Source organism: Shinella sp. BE166, from assembly GCF_051201095.1.
GTDB classification, from domain to species: domain Bacteria; phylum Pseudomonadota; class Alphaproteobacteria; order Rhizobiales; family Rhizobiaceae; genus Shinella; species Shinella lacus.
Genome location: NZ_JBPEHL010000023.1, coordinates 12,887 through 28,571, shown reverse-complemented (window position 1 = coordinate 28,571; position 15,685 = coordinate 12,887). Strand labels below are relative to the sequence as shown.

The following is a 15,685-nucleotide window of genomic DNA, read 5'->3' as shown; positions in this document are numbered from 1 at the left end:
GACAATACGGGAGCCTAGCCGGCGTCCCCTTGGACGAGACGAAAGCTATGATATCCACAATCAAGGAGGTATTCTGCCATTTCGGGAACTTTCCTCTCAATTTCCGGAAGGATTCGATGGATCGGTTTGAAGCGATGTCGGTGCTGCTGGCGGTGGTCGATGCCGGCAGCCTCTCGGCCGGGGCGCGGCGACTGCATGCACCGCTCGCCACGGTCAGCCGCAAGGTTGCCGATCTCGAAAAGCACCTTGGTGTGCGCTTGGTCCTGCGCACCCGCCGCGGCCTCGCCTTGACGGAGGAGGGGCGCGCCTTCGTCGCCGCTTCACGTCGTATTCTTGCGGAACTGGACGCGGCGGAGCGGCAAGCCACCGGCGATTATGGCGCGCTGCGTGGCGGACTGCACGTCACCGCACCGATTGCCTTCGGCGAGCGCCATCTGCTGCCAATTGCGCTGGAATTCCTGAAGGAGCAACCCGACATCAACCTGCGCCTGACCCTGGTCGATCGGCAGCTAAGTCTGGCGGATGAGCACATCGATGTCGCCATACGGATCGGGCACTTGGAGGACAGCGCACTTATCGCAATGCGGCTGGGCTCCGTCCGCCGTGTAATCTGCGCGAGCCCTGACTATCTCGCCCGCCGAGGAGTGCCTCGTCAGCCGGAAGACCTCGCCCAACATGACGGCATAAGCTTCCAGGGCTTCGCGACCGCGCCGGAATGGCGCTACCGCCGGGACGGCGCGGCCTTTGCCGTAGAGCCGCGCTCCAAACTCGCGGTCAACACGACGGAGGCTGCCATTCAGGCTGCACTCTCCGGTATCGGCATCGTCCGCCTGCTGTCTTACCAGATCTCTGATGAGTTGTGCTCCGGCGCACTGCAGGAATTGCTGACGGAGTTCGCACCGGAACCGCTGCCGGTGAACGCTATCCATCGACCAGGTGATCCCATGCCGCTGAAGGTGCGGCGCTTCCTCGACTGGATCGGGCCCCGTCTACGCGTGCTAAGGGCCCACTAGCGTATCCGTTGTCCAGGCGCGTCTCGCCTTGTCGATCATGGCAACCTGAGTGCGCCTGGCTAGGCGGCAAACAATTTCTGCCGCCCGACAGCCAGGCGCGCGCGGCAAAAATGCCCCGCGCTACATCGCCGCGATCCGTTGAACAAAGTCCAGAAAAGCCCGCACCTTGGCTGGTGGCATGTGGCATGACGGATGATAGGCGTAAAGCGGAAACTGCCCGTCGGACTATTCCACCAATCGTCGTGAGCGCCTCGCTCTCAGCCCGCTCCTCGAGACCGATGGCAAGGCTCTGGAATAATCACGCCCGGATGGGCTGGTCGCATCAAACATTTCAAAGAAGCACCGGGGATCGGTCGCCTTGAAATACAATTTCCACGCGAAACCGTATCGCCTAATCGTTGCTACCCAACTAAAGTTGATTAGTAGGATAAAATTCCATAATCGCCGCGCGTTATAGCAAGGAATCCCCTTGCGTCAGATATTCCTCAAATCTACCGTTTTAGTGTATTTTAAGGAGTTTATCATGAGCGCTGTCAGTGCGATCGAATTTGGCAACAAAGTATCGTCCATCGAGGGCAGCAGCCTGGAGCTTGGTCCGGAAGACCGGGCGCTACGCCAGCAGCTTCTCGACGCTATTCATTTTCTTCATCTCAGTGGTGTTCTTACGAACGGCCGTTCGGCCAATGCCAGCGTTCGGCTGACGGAAACGCCGGACCATGTGCTGGTGACGGCAAGAGGCCTGCCCAAGGACATTACCGAAGAGGATTTCGGGATTGTCACGCTCGGCGGCGAATTCGTTCGAGGAAAGCTCGGCAAGGGCGTGCGATCGGTCATTGCCATGCATACCCATGCCTACAAGCGGCCGGGCGTCGGCTCCGTCATCCATACGCATTCGCTCAATGCCACCGCTTTTGCCGTCGCGCACAAACTGATACCGCTGCATTACGAGCCCCTCCTGACCCGCGGACAGACGGTGCCCATTCCCGTCAGCCCCTATGGCGACAGGAATTCGGGTGGCCTCGTCTCGGCGCTGGATGGCTTCCTGGCAGACCACCCCGAGACCCGCTCGGTGCTTCTCGCAAATCATGGCCTGCTGGTGTTCGACGAAACGCCGGAAAAGGCGGCACAGCTCGCTGTCACCATCGATGAAGCGGCGGGCATCTTCATCCGTGCCCAGGCTCTCGGCGGCTCTCAGCCGATCCAGGCAAAGTAAGGTATACAAATGGACATTCTTTGGTATGTCGTCGGCCGCGACGGTCGTTATCCGTGGGATCCGAAATGGACGCGTCCGGTCGATCTCGACTATCTGCGCGCGCTCACCACATCGATCGATGCGCGGGGCTATTCCGGTGCACTCTTCGCCACCCAGCCGAATGGCGGCCTTGACCCGTTCATCACTGCGGCGAGCCTTGCGGCCCACACCCGCCGGATGCGGTTCCTGCTGGCCATCCACCCGTCCATCTTCACGCCGAGCCAGCTCGTCAAGCTGACGACCACGCTCGACCAGAATATCGGCGGCCGGCTCCTTCTCAACATCGTCAACGGCCACACGAGCCTTGCTCCTGCCGGTATCCACCTCGCCCATGACGAGCGCTATCGCCGTTGCGACGAATTCCTCGATGTCTACCGGCGCACTATGTCGGGCGAGACGGTGGATTTCGACGGCGAGTTCATCAAGGTCAAGGGCGCCAAGGCGGAATTTCCGTCGCTGCAAAAGCCCTATCCTCCCCTCTGGTTCGGCGGCTCCTCCGATATCGCGATGGACGTTGCGGCAAAGCATGTTGACAAATACCTGACCTGGGGCGAGCCCCCGCCGGAAACGGCCGCCACCATTAAGGATGTCAACGCCCGCGCCGCGAAATACGGTCGGAAGCTCGGCTTCGGCATCCGGCTGAACATCATCCTTCGCGACACCGACGAGGAGGCTTGGCAGGCGGCCCAGCACATGCTGGACAGCGCGTCCGACGACGCGATTGCCAAAGTCCAGGCGAGCAACAGCAAGCAGGACGCCATTGGCCAGGTCCGCCAGGCAGCCTTCCATGGCGGGACACGCCCCAAGAGCGCGCGGGATCTTGAGATCTATCCCAATCTCTGGTCGGGTTTCGGATTGCTGCGCAACGGACCGGGCATTGCCGTGGTCGGCGGGCCGGAATCCGTCGCCGCACGCCTCATCGAATACAAGAACCTCGGCGTCGAATCCTTCATTCTTTCCGGAAATCCCTTCCTGGAAGAAGCCCATCGTTTCGCCGATCAGGTCATGCCCTTGCTCCCGCTGGATAACAGCTGGCAACAGCCGCATGCCCCGAGCGCGCCCTATGCATGGCAGACTGCTCCCACCCCATCCCAACCGCGCATCGACGCCGCAGCCGCCGGCTGACCCCTTTCGAGAAAGATCGAGAAGAGACCATGTTCAAAGCCCTCATGAACCGTCGCGCGATGCTGGCCGCCGTCGCGCTTGCTTTCGGCACCATCACCGCCTCCGTCCCGGCCTTTGCCGCTGAATCCCAGAAGTTGCGCATCGGCGCTCCCTTTGGCGCGATTCCCGGCATCAAGACGGCGATCGAGGAAGGCCTCTTCAAGAAAGACGGCATCGAAGTAGAGATCGTCACCCTTGCCGGCGGCCCGAATATCCTGGCGGCAACCGTCGGCGGCTCGCTGGAGGTCGGCTATGCCGACCTTTTCGCCTGGGTAGGGGCGCGCGAAAACGGCTTTGACCTTACCTTTCTCCAAGCCGCGAATGGCCGAGGCAATTCGGACTACATTATCGCCGGCCCCAAGAGCGGGATCGAGAAGCCGGCCGATCTTGTCGGCAAGAAGATCGGGACGGCGGCGCACGCGCAGTCGCGCCTCCGGGTACGGCTCTATCTCGAGCGTTTCGGCGTGGATCCGGAGGCTGTCGAATATGTGATCATCAATCAGCGCGAGACGGTCGGGGCAGCGCTCTCGTCCGGCCAGATCGACGCGTCCATCGCGTCCGACCCCAATGTCGCGCAGTGGGAACAGCAATATGGCGTCAAGACGCTGGAAGGCCGGCCTTGGGAGCAGGTCCCGGAAAAGACCAGCACCGCCGGCTTCTTCGCAACCAGCCAGTGGATCGCGGCCAATCCGGACCTCGCCGAGAAATTCGTCCGCTCCGCACGCGAAGGCGCCAAGCGCTACAATGCCTATAGCGCCGAGGACAAGGCGAAGATCTCGCTGAAATACGACAAGGTCGATCTCTTCGCGCTCGAAAAGGAAGTTCCCGGCGTCATTAAACGCATGGATGACAACAACGCCGCCCAGTCGGGCGCCGTCGACCTCGCAGCACTCCAGGAGTGGCTGAAGATCGCCCACGACAAGGGCGTCATCAAGCAGGTCATCGACGTGGAGCCGCTCCTCTACAAGACGGCCACTGTTCCGACCCTTTAAGAGGCTCCCTCATGACAACGGGCAATACCACTGTCGAACCGATCCTGATTGCCCCGCCGACGATCGAGGTGAGCGAGCTCTCCGTGCGCTATGCGGGCAAGCATGGCGCGGTCGATGCGCTTGCCGACATCTCGACGACGATCGAGGGCGGGGAGTTCCTCGCACTGGTCGGACGCTCCGGATCCGGCAAGTCGACGCTGCTTCGCGCGATCGGCGGGCTGACGAAAGCCAGCGCGGGGACGGTGCGCGTCGGCAATCGCATCGTCTCAGAGCCGCCACCACAGGTTCGTTTCGTCGCGCAGGACTATTCGCAATCGCTGCTGCCCTGGCTTACCGTGCGGGACAACGTGCTTTTCGGCGAACGCCATGCCGTCCAGTCGTCCCGCAAGTTCAAGGTGTCTGTCGAGGAGATCATCGCGGATGTCGGTCTGTCGCACGCGATCGACCGCTACCCGCGCGAGCTGTCCGGCGGCATGCAGCAGCGCGTGGCGATCGCTCGTGCCATTGCCTCGCGGCCGGAAATCATCCTGCTCGACGAAGCCTTCGGATCCGTCGATGCGTTGAGCCGCGCAACGCTCCAGGATCTCATGCTAGATCTCTGGCGGAAATTCGGCTTCACGGCAATCCTCGTCACCCATGATATCGACGAGGCAATCTACATGGCGGACCGGATCCTCGTTCTCAGCCCCAACGGCAAGGGCTTGGCCGCGCAGATCCCGATTGCGCTTCCCCGGCCGCGCCGGCAAATCGAGACGCGGGAACATCCCCGCTATTTGGAATACAGGCGCAAGCTTCTTGAAAGCGTGCTTTCGGCGCCGTCCCTGAAATCCGCGGAGGCCGCATGACGGTGCCCACAAGCATAACCTTCTCCGCCGTCGACGCGGCCAAGAAGCCGACGCGCGCGCGCAAGCGCACGATCGCGTTCGACAACCGCGCCCTCGGCTGGCTGGCCCTCCTCGTGCTCGTCGGCATCTGGGAGATCGTCGCCCATTACAATCCCTCCCCCGGACTGCCCGCCCCATCACGGATCGGTGCGGCCTGGTGGTTGGAGATGACAGAAGGCCAGTTGCGCTTCCAGCTCGCCGATACGATGACGTCGATGGTCTACGGCTATGTGCTTTCCGCCGTGCTCGGCGTCGCGATCGGGGTCACCATGGCGCGGGTCAAGATCATCTATGCGCTGGTGGAGCCGATCATAGAGCTGCTGCGTCCCGTTCCCACCATCGTTTTCATTCCAGTGATTATTCTTTACGCGGGTCTCGGCCGGGAAATGAACGTCATCGCTATCCTCGTCTCCGCAACGATCCCGATCCTGATCGCCACCTATTCCGGGGCAAGAGGGGTGTCGGCAGCGCTGCGCGACACGGCGAGCACCTTCAAGCTTTCCTGGTGGCGCACGATCTATGAAATTGTTCTTCCCGCGGCCGCGCCGCAGATTTTCATCGGGCTCAGGCTCGCGCTGGCCGGATCCTTTGTCATTGCAATCGCGGCGGGAATGATCGCAGGGAATTCCGGCGTCGGGTATTATATTCTCAACGCGCAGCAGACGCTCGACATTTCACGAATGTATGCCGGGGCCATCACAGTGGCCGTCGTTGGATATGCGCTCAACTACGGCTTCCTCGCCATCGAGAACCGCCTGCTTCATTGGCACGTCGCGAACGACGCGGCAGGGGGCCGCTCATGAACGCGAACACGTGCCCCAACAAGGTCTGGTATACGCGGTGCCAGGTCCCGACGGCGAGCGGCATTGCGCTCGACCTCGGATGGCTGACCGAACGCCTTTCAGACTTCGACACCGAGCTCGGCATTCTGCAAGACGCCCCCCTCGAAATCGCCCTTTCCCATTATGATCATTCCCTGCCGACGCTCATCCGCGAGGGCGGCAGCGTGCCCGCGATCGTCGCCCGGGCGGAGGGCGCGCCGACACGTTTGCTCGGGCTCACCTTCATCGATGAGGGCCAGGCCATCGTTGCCCACCCCGAACGACTGCGGGAAAAACAAGACCTGCGCGGTGCGAGGATCGCCATCCCCGCCTTTGCCGCGCGCCGGAACGCCAGTCACGCACGCGCCATGGCGCTCGGAGGGTTCGAGGCGGCGCTGAGACATGTGGGTCTGACTTTCGGCGACGTTTCCATCATCGAGACGCCGCTTGCGCAGACCGTGCCGCCGGGCCGGCTGCGCCGCGATCTCAAGATCAAGGACTGGCCGTCGCTGGAACAGGTTGCCTCGGGAGAGGCCGACGCAGCCTATGTCAAAGGTGCCGCAGCGCGAGAAGCGGCGCATCGGCTCGGCCTTACAACCCTCGTCGATATCGATGCACTGCCGATCCGTGACCGCGTCAACAACGGGACGCCACGCCCCATCACCGTCCATGCGGATCTTTTGGAGAAGCGCCCGGAGCTGGTCATCGCCTTCGTTTCCGCAACGTTGCGGGCGGGCGCGTGGGTTGGCGAAAACCACGACCGCGTCATCTCGATCGTCTGCAAGGAAACCGGCGCGACGCGAGAATTCGCAGAGGCAACCTACGGCTCCAATCTCCAGGCCGCGATGACACCGAGCCTCGATCACGAACGCCTTGATCTTCTCGACATTCAGATCGATCGCCTCGCCAGGCACGGCTTCATAGACTCCAAAGTCAATATCGACGATTGGATCGCGCCCGAAATTCTCAAGGCCGGGGCTGCAGCGTTGAAGGAAGATGTTTCTCTGCTTCAATAGTGCGGGTTGAAACACGAGCCAGGACTATCGAGCTAAGCATCTTGGACGCCGGCCGGGGATGATTTCAGCGCGCAAGCCAACCACCGTCGACGGGCAGGATGGCGCCGTGGACGTAGTCGGATGCCGCAGAGGACAGGAACACGGCCGCGCCGCCGATATCTGTTGGCTTTCCCCAGCGGCCCGCAGGAATGCGGTCCAGGATCGCCTTGCTGCGCTCGGCGTCGTCGCGCAGCGCTGCCGTGTTGTTGGTGGCGAAATAGCCTGGTGCGATCGCGTTGACATTGACGTTGCTCGCCGCCCATTCGCAGGCGAGCAGTCGCGTGAGGCCGGCGACGCCGCTCTTTGACGCGGTATAGGCCGGAATGCGGATGCCACCCTGGAAGGAGAGCATCGAGGCGATGTTGACGACCTTGCCGCGGCCGCGGGCCAGCATGTGGCGCCCGGCGGCCTGCGTCAGGAAGAACAGGGTCTTGAGGTTGACGTCGATCACCGCGTCCCAGTCCTCCTCGGTGAAATCGACCGAGTCCGCGCGGCGCACGATTCCGGCATTGTTGACCAGGATATCGATGGCGCCGAAGGTGCGGATTGCCTCGTCGACGATGCCCGCGACGGGTGCGGTGGACGACAGGTCCGCCGAAATGGCGTGAAAGGCCGCGGATGCTGCGCAGCTGACCATCGCTGCAATCAACGTGGCTACACACAAGGGACATAGCAATCGACACAGGGCTCTCCTTTAACTGCCCTGCGAAGGTCACTGACGATATCGTCACCGTGCGCAGATGGGCGATGAGCCCGCCGACGCCGCCATCTATTGAGACGAACAGATTGCGCCCCTCGGCGGAAACGGAGCGACACAACGTCGAAATCCATCTCGGTTGAATGAGCAATGGTTGAGGGCTGTTAGAAGCGTTCAAACGTGGCGCGAAAACGTTCTGGCCGGCTTCTCTTAAGCAATATCGCTCAACGAGCGGTCCGTTACGAAGAATTGCGACATCTTTCTGGCACGGTGCGTTACCCGGCATGATATCGGAGCTTCGACCGCGAAAGTCTGGTACGGCTTGGTGTGATGCGAAACGGCATCAACTTTCGCAAAAGCTCGAGCCGCAATGGTGTTTCATGACCATATTCTCCGTCCGGCACATCACGTCCTACCGCTATAAGAGACGCGTGGCGTTCGGAGAGCACAGACTGCTGTTCAGGCCAAGGGACAGCTTCGACCAGACGCTTTTGAGTTCGCGCCTGAAGGTCGATCCGGAGCCGGACTATGTCCGATGGATCCACGACGTTTTCGGGAATTGCGTCGCGCTCATCGGTTTTGCGAAGGCGTCTCACGACCTGCGGTTCGAAACCGTCATTCGCCTCGAGCATACACCGCAGGCCGCAATGGATCTGCAGATAGACGAGGAGGCTTTGACCTACCCGTTTGCATACGATCCTGAAGAAGTGCCGGATCTGGAAGGAACGATCAGGCGTCATTATCCCGATCCCGACGGTGCGGTCGCCAAATGGGCACGACAATTCGTGCGGGTCGGGCAGCCCACCGAGACCGGTCACCTGCTGATGACCATGTGCTACGCCATCCATGAGGGCTTCATCTATGCCCGGCGTTCGGAACACGGAACGCAGGCGCCGCTTGAGACCCTGACGCTTCGGCGCGGCACCTGCCGGGATTTCGCGCTGATGATGATGGAGGCCGCCAGAGCACTGGGGCTCGCCGCTCGCTTCGTCACCGGCTATATCTACGTTCCGGACCGCGATGGCTCGACGACAGTCGGCGGCGGATCGACCCATGCCTGGTGCCAGGTCTATTTGCCCGGCGCCGGCTGGGTGGAGTTCGATCCCACAAACGGCATCGTCGGCAACCGCGACCTTATCCGCGTCGGTGTGGGCCGCGATCCGAAACAGGCCGTACCGCTGTGGGGCAGCTACGACGGCCGCGCATCCGATTTCGATAGCATGTCCGTACAAGTGAACGTCACGACCGACGATCGCGGCGCCAGGCTCCTTGGGTGAGCGGAACACCCGCCGTGTCCTGACGTTGCTGCCCAACCACCATTTGGCAAGACTTCCTCTTTTTAAGGACGCAATGATGAAGATACGCGCTGGGTTTCACCTCGGCTACGAGTGCAAGCAGGCAACGCCGATGCTGCTAGTCCTCAACATTCACCCCTCACGCCGCGCGGATCTCCTCACGGAACAGGTGCTGAGTTTCGACCAGCCGATCGAGACATGGGACTACATTGACGGCTTCGGCAATGCATGCAGCCGGATCGTGGCACCGCCGGGGCTGACCACGATCTCCACGCTGTTCGAGATCTATGACAGTGGCCAGCCCGATCCGGTGCCCGAAAATGCCTTCCAGCATGACATCAAGGACCTGCCGGATGACGTGCTGGTATACCTGCTCGGCAGCCGCTATTGCGACACGGACCATCTGGCGGACTTCGCCTGGAAGACCTTCTCATCGACGCCTCTCGGCTGGCCACGTGTCCACGCCATCCTCGATTTTGTTCACAACCACATCGCGTTCGACTACCAGAAAGCCGATCCCCTTAGAACAGCCTCGGGTGGCTACAGCGACCGGACAGGCGTATGCCGCGACTTCGCCCACCTCGCCATCACGCTTTGCCGGTGTATGAACATTCCGGCCCGCTATTGCACGGGCTATCTCGGCGATATCAGCGTACCGACAGACCCCAACCCGATGGATTTCAGCGCCTGGTTCGAAGTCTATCTGGGCGGGCACTGGCATACTGTCGATGCACGCCACAATATACCGCGCACCGGGCGCATCTTGATGGCAACCGGACGGGACGCTACCGATGTGGCGTTGACGACCGCCTTCGGGCCGGCAATTCTCTCCCGTTTCGAAGTCTTCACGGAAGAAATCGCTCACGGGGCCCGAGCTCTTGAACGGATTTGAACTTCCTGCCTCGATCTCTCGCGTGCTTCACCAATGAAATCGCTTTTCGCACCCCGCCTTGACTAGCACGCCGTGTTATGGCACCACCAACCTAAACGTTTTGGAAAAGCAGGCTCGCACGTGTCACAGAGGCCTACGTTACATGATGTAAGTGCAGCCGCGCAGGTCTCGACCTATACTGTGTCGAAGGCACTAAGCGGCGGTACGGGCGTCTCTGAAGCGACTCGGCAGCGAGTACAGAAAGTCGCCGCGCAAATCGGTTACGTTCCCAATCAGCATGCCCGAAGCCTGAAGAGCCCGCAGAGCACAGTCGTTGCCGTGCTGACGGCCAATATCGCAAACCACTATTACGCCGTTCTCGTCAGTAGCCTCGAGTCAGCTATAGAACAAGACGGGTACGATTGCGTGACGATGGACGCGATCCTGAACGGTTCGTATTCGCAGGCGCGGGAGGATCGGTTCGTCGCGTCCATCATGTCCCAGCGTGTCGCCGCAGTTGTCGTGACCTACAATCTCAGCGAAGCAAACATGCGGGCGCTTTCGGCCTGGGATGTGCCGTTGATCTTCGTCGACTGCCCCTCGCCTGCCGGCTTCGAACAGTACTCATCCGTTACGACTGACAGTTATGCCGGAAGTTTCGACATAGGCATGCATCTTGCGGGCCATGGCTACAAACGCTGGGCTTTCGTGGGGCACACGGCGACTTGGAGTACCCGCCTTCCCCGCCAGGACGGCTTTCAAGCGGCGGCGCGGGAAACGGGCTGTACGGTCGACGTGCTCGAAGGCGCAAATGCCAGCGTGACGGCGCGCGAGGCCGTCACGACCTACCTCATGGAGCGGCCGAGGACGGAGTGGCCGGAGGTGTTTTACGCCTCCAACACCGTTCTGCTTCACGGCATCTTCGAAGCGCTCAGGCTGCTCAGCGTCTCCGTCCCCCGCGACATCGCCGTTGTGGCCTTCGACGATTTCGAATGGGCGGAAATGCTCAATCCGCCCGTCACCGTCGTCGATCAGGACATCACGATGATCGGCCGCGCCGCGGGTACTTTCCTGATGCGCGCCTTGAAAGATAAAGACCAAAAGCGGGGCGAGTCTTTCGTCCTAAAGCCATCGCTACGCATCCGCCAGTCCTGCGGCTGCGGCTTGGCGCACAAGACAAGCATCCGATAGATCGAGACCCGAACTACCTCACTGCCAACAGCATGCAACAGGAGCTAAACGTTTATGGTAATTGCAATCGGATTGAACAGCGGATCGTCCTTCGACGGCGTGGATGTCGTCGCAGTCGAGATCGATCTCGCCAAGGACGGCAATCCGTCGCGGCCGCAATTCATCGCCGGCCGCAGCTACGATTGGCCGGAAGCCGTCGCGAAGGATGTGCTTCGCGCCTTCGACAACAAGCTTAGTATCTTCGAGCTGTGCCGCCTCAACTACACGACGGGCGCCGTCTATGCCGAATGCGCCCGCTCGCTGATGCGCGAGCAGGGATGGAAGCCCGAGGACATCGCCGTCATCGGCTATGACGGGCAAACCATCTATCAGGAGCCTGCGCAGTTCGCCGAGCTGAAGAATTTCGCCGATGGCGAGGACGTGCTCGGCCGTTGGCAGGACGGTCCCTTCCCCTGCGGCCTGCAGATCGGGGAGCCGGCAATCGTCGCGGCCACCTGCGACGTGACGACAGTGACCCAGTTCCGTCCGTCCGACCATGCGCTCGGCGGCGCTGGTGCGCCGCTCATGCAATATCTCGATTTCGTCGCCTTCCGCGATATTGGACCGGTCCTGACGCTCAATATCGGCGGCATCGCCAATTGCCAGTTCGCCCAGGCTGACCGATCGAAGATGATGGCCTTCGACACCGGCCCCGGCAATGTCATGCTCGATCACGCGACCAAGGTCCTTCTCGACACATCCTACGATGCCGACGGCGAAGAGGCAGCGAAGGGCACGATCGACCAAGCCCTCCTCGACCGGCTGCTCTCTCACGACTTCTTCAAGCGGCCGGTGCCGCGCAGCGCGTGGCGTCGCGACTTCGGCGCGGAGTATGCCGATGAGGTTTTAGCCGAGAACGCATCGCTGTCGGCGCAGGATATCCTGGCGACCTTCACCGAGTTCACCGCCATCTCGATTACCCGGTCGATCCGCGAGCATGTCGTCGGCGTCGACGAGGTGACGAAGGTGATCGCAAGCGGTGGCGGCGTGCGCAACGGCTTCCTGATGAAGCGCCTCGCGGGTCACCTAAACCGCCTGGAACTGGTGACCTCCGACGACTACGGGATTCCGCCGCAGTTCAAGGAAGCCATCAAGTTCGCGACGCTCGCCTACGCAAATATCAACAGCCTCGCAAACAACATTCCCGCCGCCGGCGGTGCATCGAACTTCACGATCCTCGGGAAGACCGTTCAGCCGCCGCGGCTGGCGAAAGTCCTCTGAGGATACAGGAATCGGCGGCGTAAGCTAAACGTTTATTGCGCCGCCGTCGGAGGGCCGGACGATCCGTCCGGCAAAACAAGCGCTCAGCGCAGGATAAAGGGTGGAGAACATGAATTTCAGGACCATTTCCGTCGCAGCCCTCTTTGCGGGCTCGACCATGATTGCATCCGTAGCGTTTGCCGCATCCGTCGAGGTGACCCATTGGTACACGTCGAGCAGCGAGGCAGCGGCCCTCGCCGTCGTCAAGAAGGCGGTCGAGGATAGGGGCGTCGAATGGCGCGATGCGCCTGTGGCCGGCGGCGGCGGGGATGCCGCCATGACCGCGCTGCGCGCCCGCGTGCAGGCCGGCGATCCGCCGGGCTCCGTCCAGCTGCTGGGCCTTGCCATCAGGGACTGGGCCGAAGCCGGCTCGCTCCGGTCGCTCGACGACATCGCCAAGAAGGAGAACTGGGACGCCGTGATCCCCAAGGAGCTCCAGGCCTTCTCGAAATATGACGGCAGCTACGTCGCGGCACCGCTCGACATGCACCGGGCCAACTGGGTCTGGATCAACACGAAGCTCATGGAGAAGGTCGGCGGCAAGCCGCCCGAGACCTTCGAGCAGCTGATCGCGCTTGGCCAGAAGTTCAAGGATGCCGGCGTCGTGCCGCTGGCTATCGGCGGCCAGGCCTGGCAGCAGGGCGTCGTCTTCGACAGCGCGGTGCTGGCCGTCGGCGGGCCGGATTTCTATCGCAAGGCCTTTGTCGAGCTCGATCCCGAAGCGCTCGGCAGCGACACCATGGTGAAGGCCTTCGACCAGTTGAGGGCGCTGCGCGGGCTTACCGACACGGACTTCACCAATCGTGACTGGAACCTTGCATCCACGATGGTCACGCAGGAGAAGGCGGGCATGCAGATCATCGGCGACTGGGCGAAGGGCGAGTTCGCAAGCGCCGGCTTGACGCCGGGCAAGGACATCACCTGCATCTCCTATCCGGGCACGCAGGAAGGCGTCGTCTTCCTCACCAACCAGTTCGTCATGTTCGACGGCTCGAAGTCCGATACGCAAGCGCAGGACACGTTCGCCTCCGTCATCATGGATCCGAAGGTCGAGGCCGCCTACAGCCTGATCAAGGGCAACATCCCGGCGCGGACGGATGCCGTGGTGCCCGGCATCGATGCCTGCGGTCAGAAGTCGATCGACGATCGCAAGGTCGCGCTCGAAAAGGGCGGCTTCATGCCGAGCATGACGTTCAACCACGCCGCCCCGCCGGCCGTGGTCGGCGCCTATCTCGACGTCGTGACGAACTTCTTCAACTCTGACCAGAGCTCGACGGACGCTGCCGCCGCACTCGTCGATGCGGTTGCGAACGCACAATGACGGCGACCGGCAACCATATGGCAAGGGATTCGGCGGCGTTGCCGCCGAATCCAGCCAACACGGGACGATCTGGAAAGCGGCCGTTCCGCCTTGAACGGCTGCTGCCGCAGCTCGTCGTCGCGCCGACCTTCGCGATCTCGCTGTTCTTCATCTACGGCTACATCCTCTGGACGGCCTATTTCTCCGTCAGCGCCTCACGCATGATGCCCAATTACACCTTCGTGGGGTTGGACAACTACATTCGTCTCTGGTCGACGCCGCGCTGGCATGTCGCTGTCGAGAACATCGCAATCTTCGGCCCGCTCTTCATCTTGCTTTCCACGGCGATCGGCCTGCTCCTCGCGATCCTGCTCGATCAGCGCATTCGCATCGAGGGGCTGTTGCGCACGATCTATCTCTATCCCATGGCGATCTCCTTCATCGTCACGGGCACGGCCTGGAAATGGATCCTCGATCCGGGTCTCGGCATCCCCAAACTGATGCAAGATCTCGGCTGGACGAGTTTTAGGTTCGACTGGATCGTGCGACCGGACATGGCGATCTATTGCCTGGTCATCGCGGCCGTCTGGCAGGCGTCTGGCTTCGTCATGGCGACCTTCCTCGCGGCGCTGCGCGGGGTCAGCGACGAGATCATCAACGCCGCCCGCCTCGATGGCGCGAGCCTGCCGACGATCTATCTCAAGATCATCATCCCGATCGTCCGGCCGGCCTTCATCACGGTGATCGTTCTCCTGACGCATCTCGCCATCAAGAGCTTCGACCTCGTGATCGCGCTGACCAATGGCGGACCGGGATACTCGACCGAACTGCCCTCGACCTTCATGTATTCGAGCACGTTTTCGCGCAACCAGATCGGCGTCGGCGCTGCCAGCGCCATGATGATGCTCGCGACATTGGCCGCCATCATGGTGCCCTACCTCTATTCCGAACTGAGAGGAGACAAGCGCGATGGCTGACCTCGCTCTCCACCGTCGAAAGGGCGGTGTCCCGATCGCCCGCATGATCCTCTTCCTGATGCTCGGGCTCTTCGCGGCGATCTACCTGCTCCCCCTCTTCATCATGGTCATCACCTCGTTCAAGACGCTGGACGAGGTCCGCGCCGGCAACCTGCTCTCGCTCCCGTCCGCGCCGACCGTCGCGCCCTGGATCAAGGCCTGGTCGGAAGCCTGCATCGGCATGAGCTGTGGCGGCATGGCGCCCTATTTCTGGAACTCGGTGAAGATGGTGGTTCCCGCCGTCATCATCTCGACGGCCGCCGGGGCGCTGACCGGCTACGCGCTGGCGCTGTGGAAGTTCAAGGGTGCCAACATCGCCTTTGCGCTCATTCTCTTCGGCTGCTTCATCCCGTTCCAGATCGTGCTCCTGCCGATGGCCCGTACATTGGGCGTCCTGCAGCTCGCATCGTCCACGCCGGGCCTCATCCTGGTCAACACGGTCTATGGCCTTGCCTTCACGACGCTCTTCTTCCGCAACAGCTTCATGGCCTTCCCGCAGGAACTCGTAAAGTCAGCGACAGTGGATGGCGCCGGCTTCTTCCAGATCTGGTCGAAGATCATCATGCCCAACTCCATCCCGGTCCTCGTCGTTACGGTGATCTGGCAGTTCACCAATATCTGGAACGAGTTTCTGTTTGGCGCCACCTTCTCGGCAAGCGGGACGCAACCGCTGACGGTCGCGCTCAACAATCTCGTCAACAGCTCCACGGGCGTTCGCGAATACAACGTACACATGGCGGCGGCCCTCATTGCCGCCGTGCCCACACTTCTCGTCTACGTGCTGGCCGGCCGGCACTTCGTGCGCGGCCTGATGGCCGGCGCGGTGAAAGGTTGA

Annotated in this window: 14 protein-coding genes and 2 pseudogenes; 15 read left to right on the top strand and 1 reads right to left on the bottom strand. The window is 61.8% G+C overall.

The window, feature by feature from the left end:
* The first annotated feature begins 47 nt into the window (after positions 1-47).
* The 7 genes from J2Y63_RS31910 to J2Y63_RS31880 all read left to right on the top strand — a co-directional run bounded on the left by J2Y63_RS31910 (position 48) and on the right by J2Y63_RS31880 (position 7,142).
* Positions 48-1,013: a LysR family transcriptional regulator gene (locus J2Y63_RS31910; RefSeq protein ID WP_435269311.1), complete on the top strand. Its 966-nt coding sequence runs from the start codon at positions 48-50 to the stop codon at positions 1,011-1,013.
* A gap of 523 nt (positions 1,014-1,536) precedes the next feature.
* Entirely contained in the window at positions 1,537-2,226 is a 690-nt protein-coding gene (locus J2Y63_RS31905; RefSeq protein WP_435269310.1) for a class II aldolase/adducin family protein, read from the top strand.
* 9 nt (positions 2,227-2,235) lie between these two features.
* Positions 2,236-3,390, top strand: a complete 1,155-nt coding sequence (locus J2Y63_RS31900; protein WP_435269309.1) for an LLM class flavin-dependent oxidoreductase — start codon at positions 2,236-2,238, stop codon at positions 3,388-3,390.
* Between the two features lie 29 nt (positions 3,391-3,419).
* A complete protein-coding gene (locus tag J2Y63_RS31895; RefSeq protein WP_435269308.1) occupies positions 3,420-4,421 on the top strand; it encodes an ABC transporter substrate-binding protein in 1,002 nt (333 codons plus the stop codon).
* An 11-nt stretch (positions 4,422-4,432) separates the two neighbouring features.
* Positions 4,433-5,266: an ABC transporter ATP-binding protein gene (locus tag J2Y63_RS31890; protein WP_435269307.1), complete on the top strand. Its 834-nt coding sequence runs from the start codon at positions 4,433-4,435 to the stop codon at positions 5,264-5,266.
* A complete protein-coding gene (locus J2Y63_RS31885; protein WP_435269306.1) occupies positions 5,263-6,108 on the top strand; it encodes an ABC transporter permease in 846 nt (281 codons plus the stop codon). Before J2Y63_RS31890 ends, J2Y63_RS31885 begins: the two co-directional genes overlap by 4 nt.
* Positions 6,105-7,142, top strand: coding sequence for an ABC transporter substrate-binding protein (locus J2Y63_RS31880; protein WP_435269305.1), 1,038 nt, complete (start codon positions 6,105-6,107; stop codon positions 7,140-7,142). The genes J2Y63_RS31885 and J2Y63_RS31880 overlap by 4 nt, the downstream gene beginning before the upstream one ends.
* 64 nt (positions 7,143-7,206) lie before the next feature.
* Here J2Y63_RS31880 and J2Y63_RS31875 read toward each other — a convergent pair.
* Positions 7,207-7,797, bottom strand: a pseudogene (locus tag J2Y63_RS31875) (SDR family oxidoreductase); the annotation flags it as partial.
* Between the two features lie 461 nt (positions 7,798-8,258).
* Here J2Y63_RS31875 and J2Y63_RS31870 point away from each other — a divergent pair.
* The 8 genes and pseudogenes from J2Y63_RS31870 (at position 8,259) to J2Y63_RS31835 (ending at position 15,685) form a co-directional block, all read left to right on the top strand.
* Entirely contained in the window at positions 8,259-9,155 is an 897-nt protein-coding gene (locus J2Y63_RS31870; RefSeq protein WP_435269304.1) for a transglutaminase family protein, read from the top strand.
* Between the two features lie 76 nt (positions 9,156-9,231).
* On the top strand, positions 9,232-10,065 hold the full coding sequence (locus J2Y63_RS31865) for a transglutaminase-like domain-containing protein (RefSeq protein ID WP_435269303.1): 834 nt from the start codon (positions 9,232-9,234) through the stop codon (positions 10,063-10,065).
* A gap of 72 nt (positions 10,066-10,137) precedes the next feature.
* Positions 10,138-10,326, top strand: a pseudogene (locus J2Y63_RS31860) (LacI family DNA-binding transcriptional regulator); the annotation flags it as partial.
* 150 nt (positions 10,327-10,476) lie between these two features.
* Positions 10,477-11,235 (top strand): LacI family DNA-binding transcriptional regulator, encoded by a 759-nt coding sequence (locus J2Y63_RS31855; RefSeq protein ID WP_435269341.1) that lies wholly within the window; start codon positions 10,477-10,479, stop codon positions 11,233-11,235.
* 54 nt (positions 11,236-11,289) lie between these two features.
* Complete coding sequence (locus tag J2Y63_RS31850; RefSeq protein ID WP_435269302.1) at positions 11,290-12,495, top strand: anhydro-N-acetylmuramic acid kinase; 1,206 nt, start codon at positions 11,290-11,292, stop codon at positions 12,493-12,495.
* 109 nt (positions 12,496-12,604) lie between these two features.
* Positions 12,605-13,855, top strand: coding sequence for an ABC transporter substrate-binding protein (locus J2Y63_RS31845; RefSeq protein ID WP_435269301.1), 1,251 nt, complete (start codon positions 12,605-12,607; stop codon positions 13,853-13,855).
* A 17-nt stretch (positions 13,856-13,872) separates the two neighbouring features.
* Entirely contained in the window at positions 13,873-14,811 is a 939-nt protein-coding gene (locus J2Y63_RS31840; RefSeq protein ID WP_435269340.1) for a carbohydrate ABC transporter permease, read from the top strand.
* A complete protein-coding gene (locus J2Y63_RS31835; RefSeq protein ID WP_435269300.1) occupies positions 14,804-15,685 on the top strand; it encodes a carbohydrate ABC transporter permease in 882 nt (293 codons plus the stop codon). The genes J2Y63_RS31840 and J2Y63_RS31835 overlap by 8 nt, the downstream gene beginning before the upstream one ends.

What these genes read in the sequence shown, in the direction of transcription:
- J2Y63_RS31840 (WP_435269340.1), top strand. Translation starts at nt 13,873, where the DNA reads ATGGCAAGGGATTCGGCGGCGTTGCCGCCGAATCCAGCCAACACGGGA.
- J2Y63_RS31865 (WP_435269303.1), top strand. Translation starts at nt 9,232, where the DNA reads ATGAAGATACGCGCTGGGTTTCACCTCGGCTACGAGTGCAAGCAGGCA.
- J2Y63_RS31845 (WP_435269301.1), top strand. Translation starts at nt 12,605, where the DNA reads ATGAATTTCAGGACCATTTCCGTCGCAGCCCTCTTTGCGGGCTCGACC.
- J2Y63_RS31890 (WP_435269307.1), top strand. Translation starts at nt 4,433, where the DNA reads ATGACAACGGGCAATACCACTGTCGAACCGATCCTGATTGCCCCGCCG.
- J2Y63_RS31900 (WP_435269309.1), top strand. Translation starts at nt 2,236, where the DNA reads ATGGACATTCTTTGGTATGTCGTCGGCCGCGACGGTCGTTATCCGTGG.
- J2Y63_RS31880 (WP_435269305.1), top strand. Translation starts at nt 6,105, where the DNA reads ATGAACGCGAACACGTGCCCCAACAAGGTCTGGTATACGCGGTGCCAG.
- J2Y63_RS31870 (WP_435269304.1), top strand. Translation starts at nt 8,259, where the DNA reads ATGACCATATTCTCCGTCCGGCACATCACGTCCTACCGCTATAAGAGA.
- J2Y63_RS31905 (WP_435269310.1), top strand. Translation starts at nt 1,537, where the DNA reads ATGAGCGCTGTCAGTGCGATCGAATTTGGCAACAAAGTATCGTCCATC.
- J2Y63_RS31885 (WP_435269306.1), top strand. Translation starts at nt 5,263, where the DNA reads ATGACGGTGCCCACAAGCATAACCTTCTCCGCCGTCGACGCGGCCAAG.
- J2Y63_RS31850 (WP_435269302.1), top strand. Translation starts at nt 11,290, where the DNA reads ATGGTAATTGCAATCGGATTGAACAGCGGATCGTCCTTCGACGGCGTG.
- J2Y63_RS31855 (WP_435269341.1), top strand. Translation starts at nt 10,477, where the DNA reads ATGGACGCGATCCTGAACGGTTCGTATTCGCAGGCGCGGGAGGATCGG.
- J2Y63_RS31910 (WP_435269311.1), top strand. Translation starts at nt 48, where the DNA reads ATGATATCCACAATCAAGGAGGTATTCTGCCATTTCGGGAACTTTCCT.
- J2Y63_RS31895 (WP_435269308.1), top strand. Translation starts at nt 3,420, where the DNA reads ATGTTCAAAGCCCTCATGAACCGTCGCGCGATGCTGGCCGCCGTCGCG.
- J2Y63_RS31835 (WP_435269300.1), top strand. Translation starts at nt 14,804, where the DNA reads ATGGCTGACCTCGCTCTCCACCGTCGAAAGGGCGGTGTCCCGATCGCC.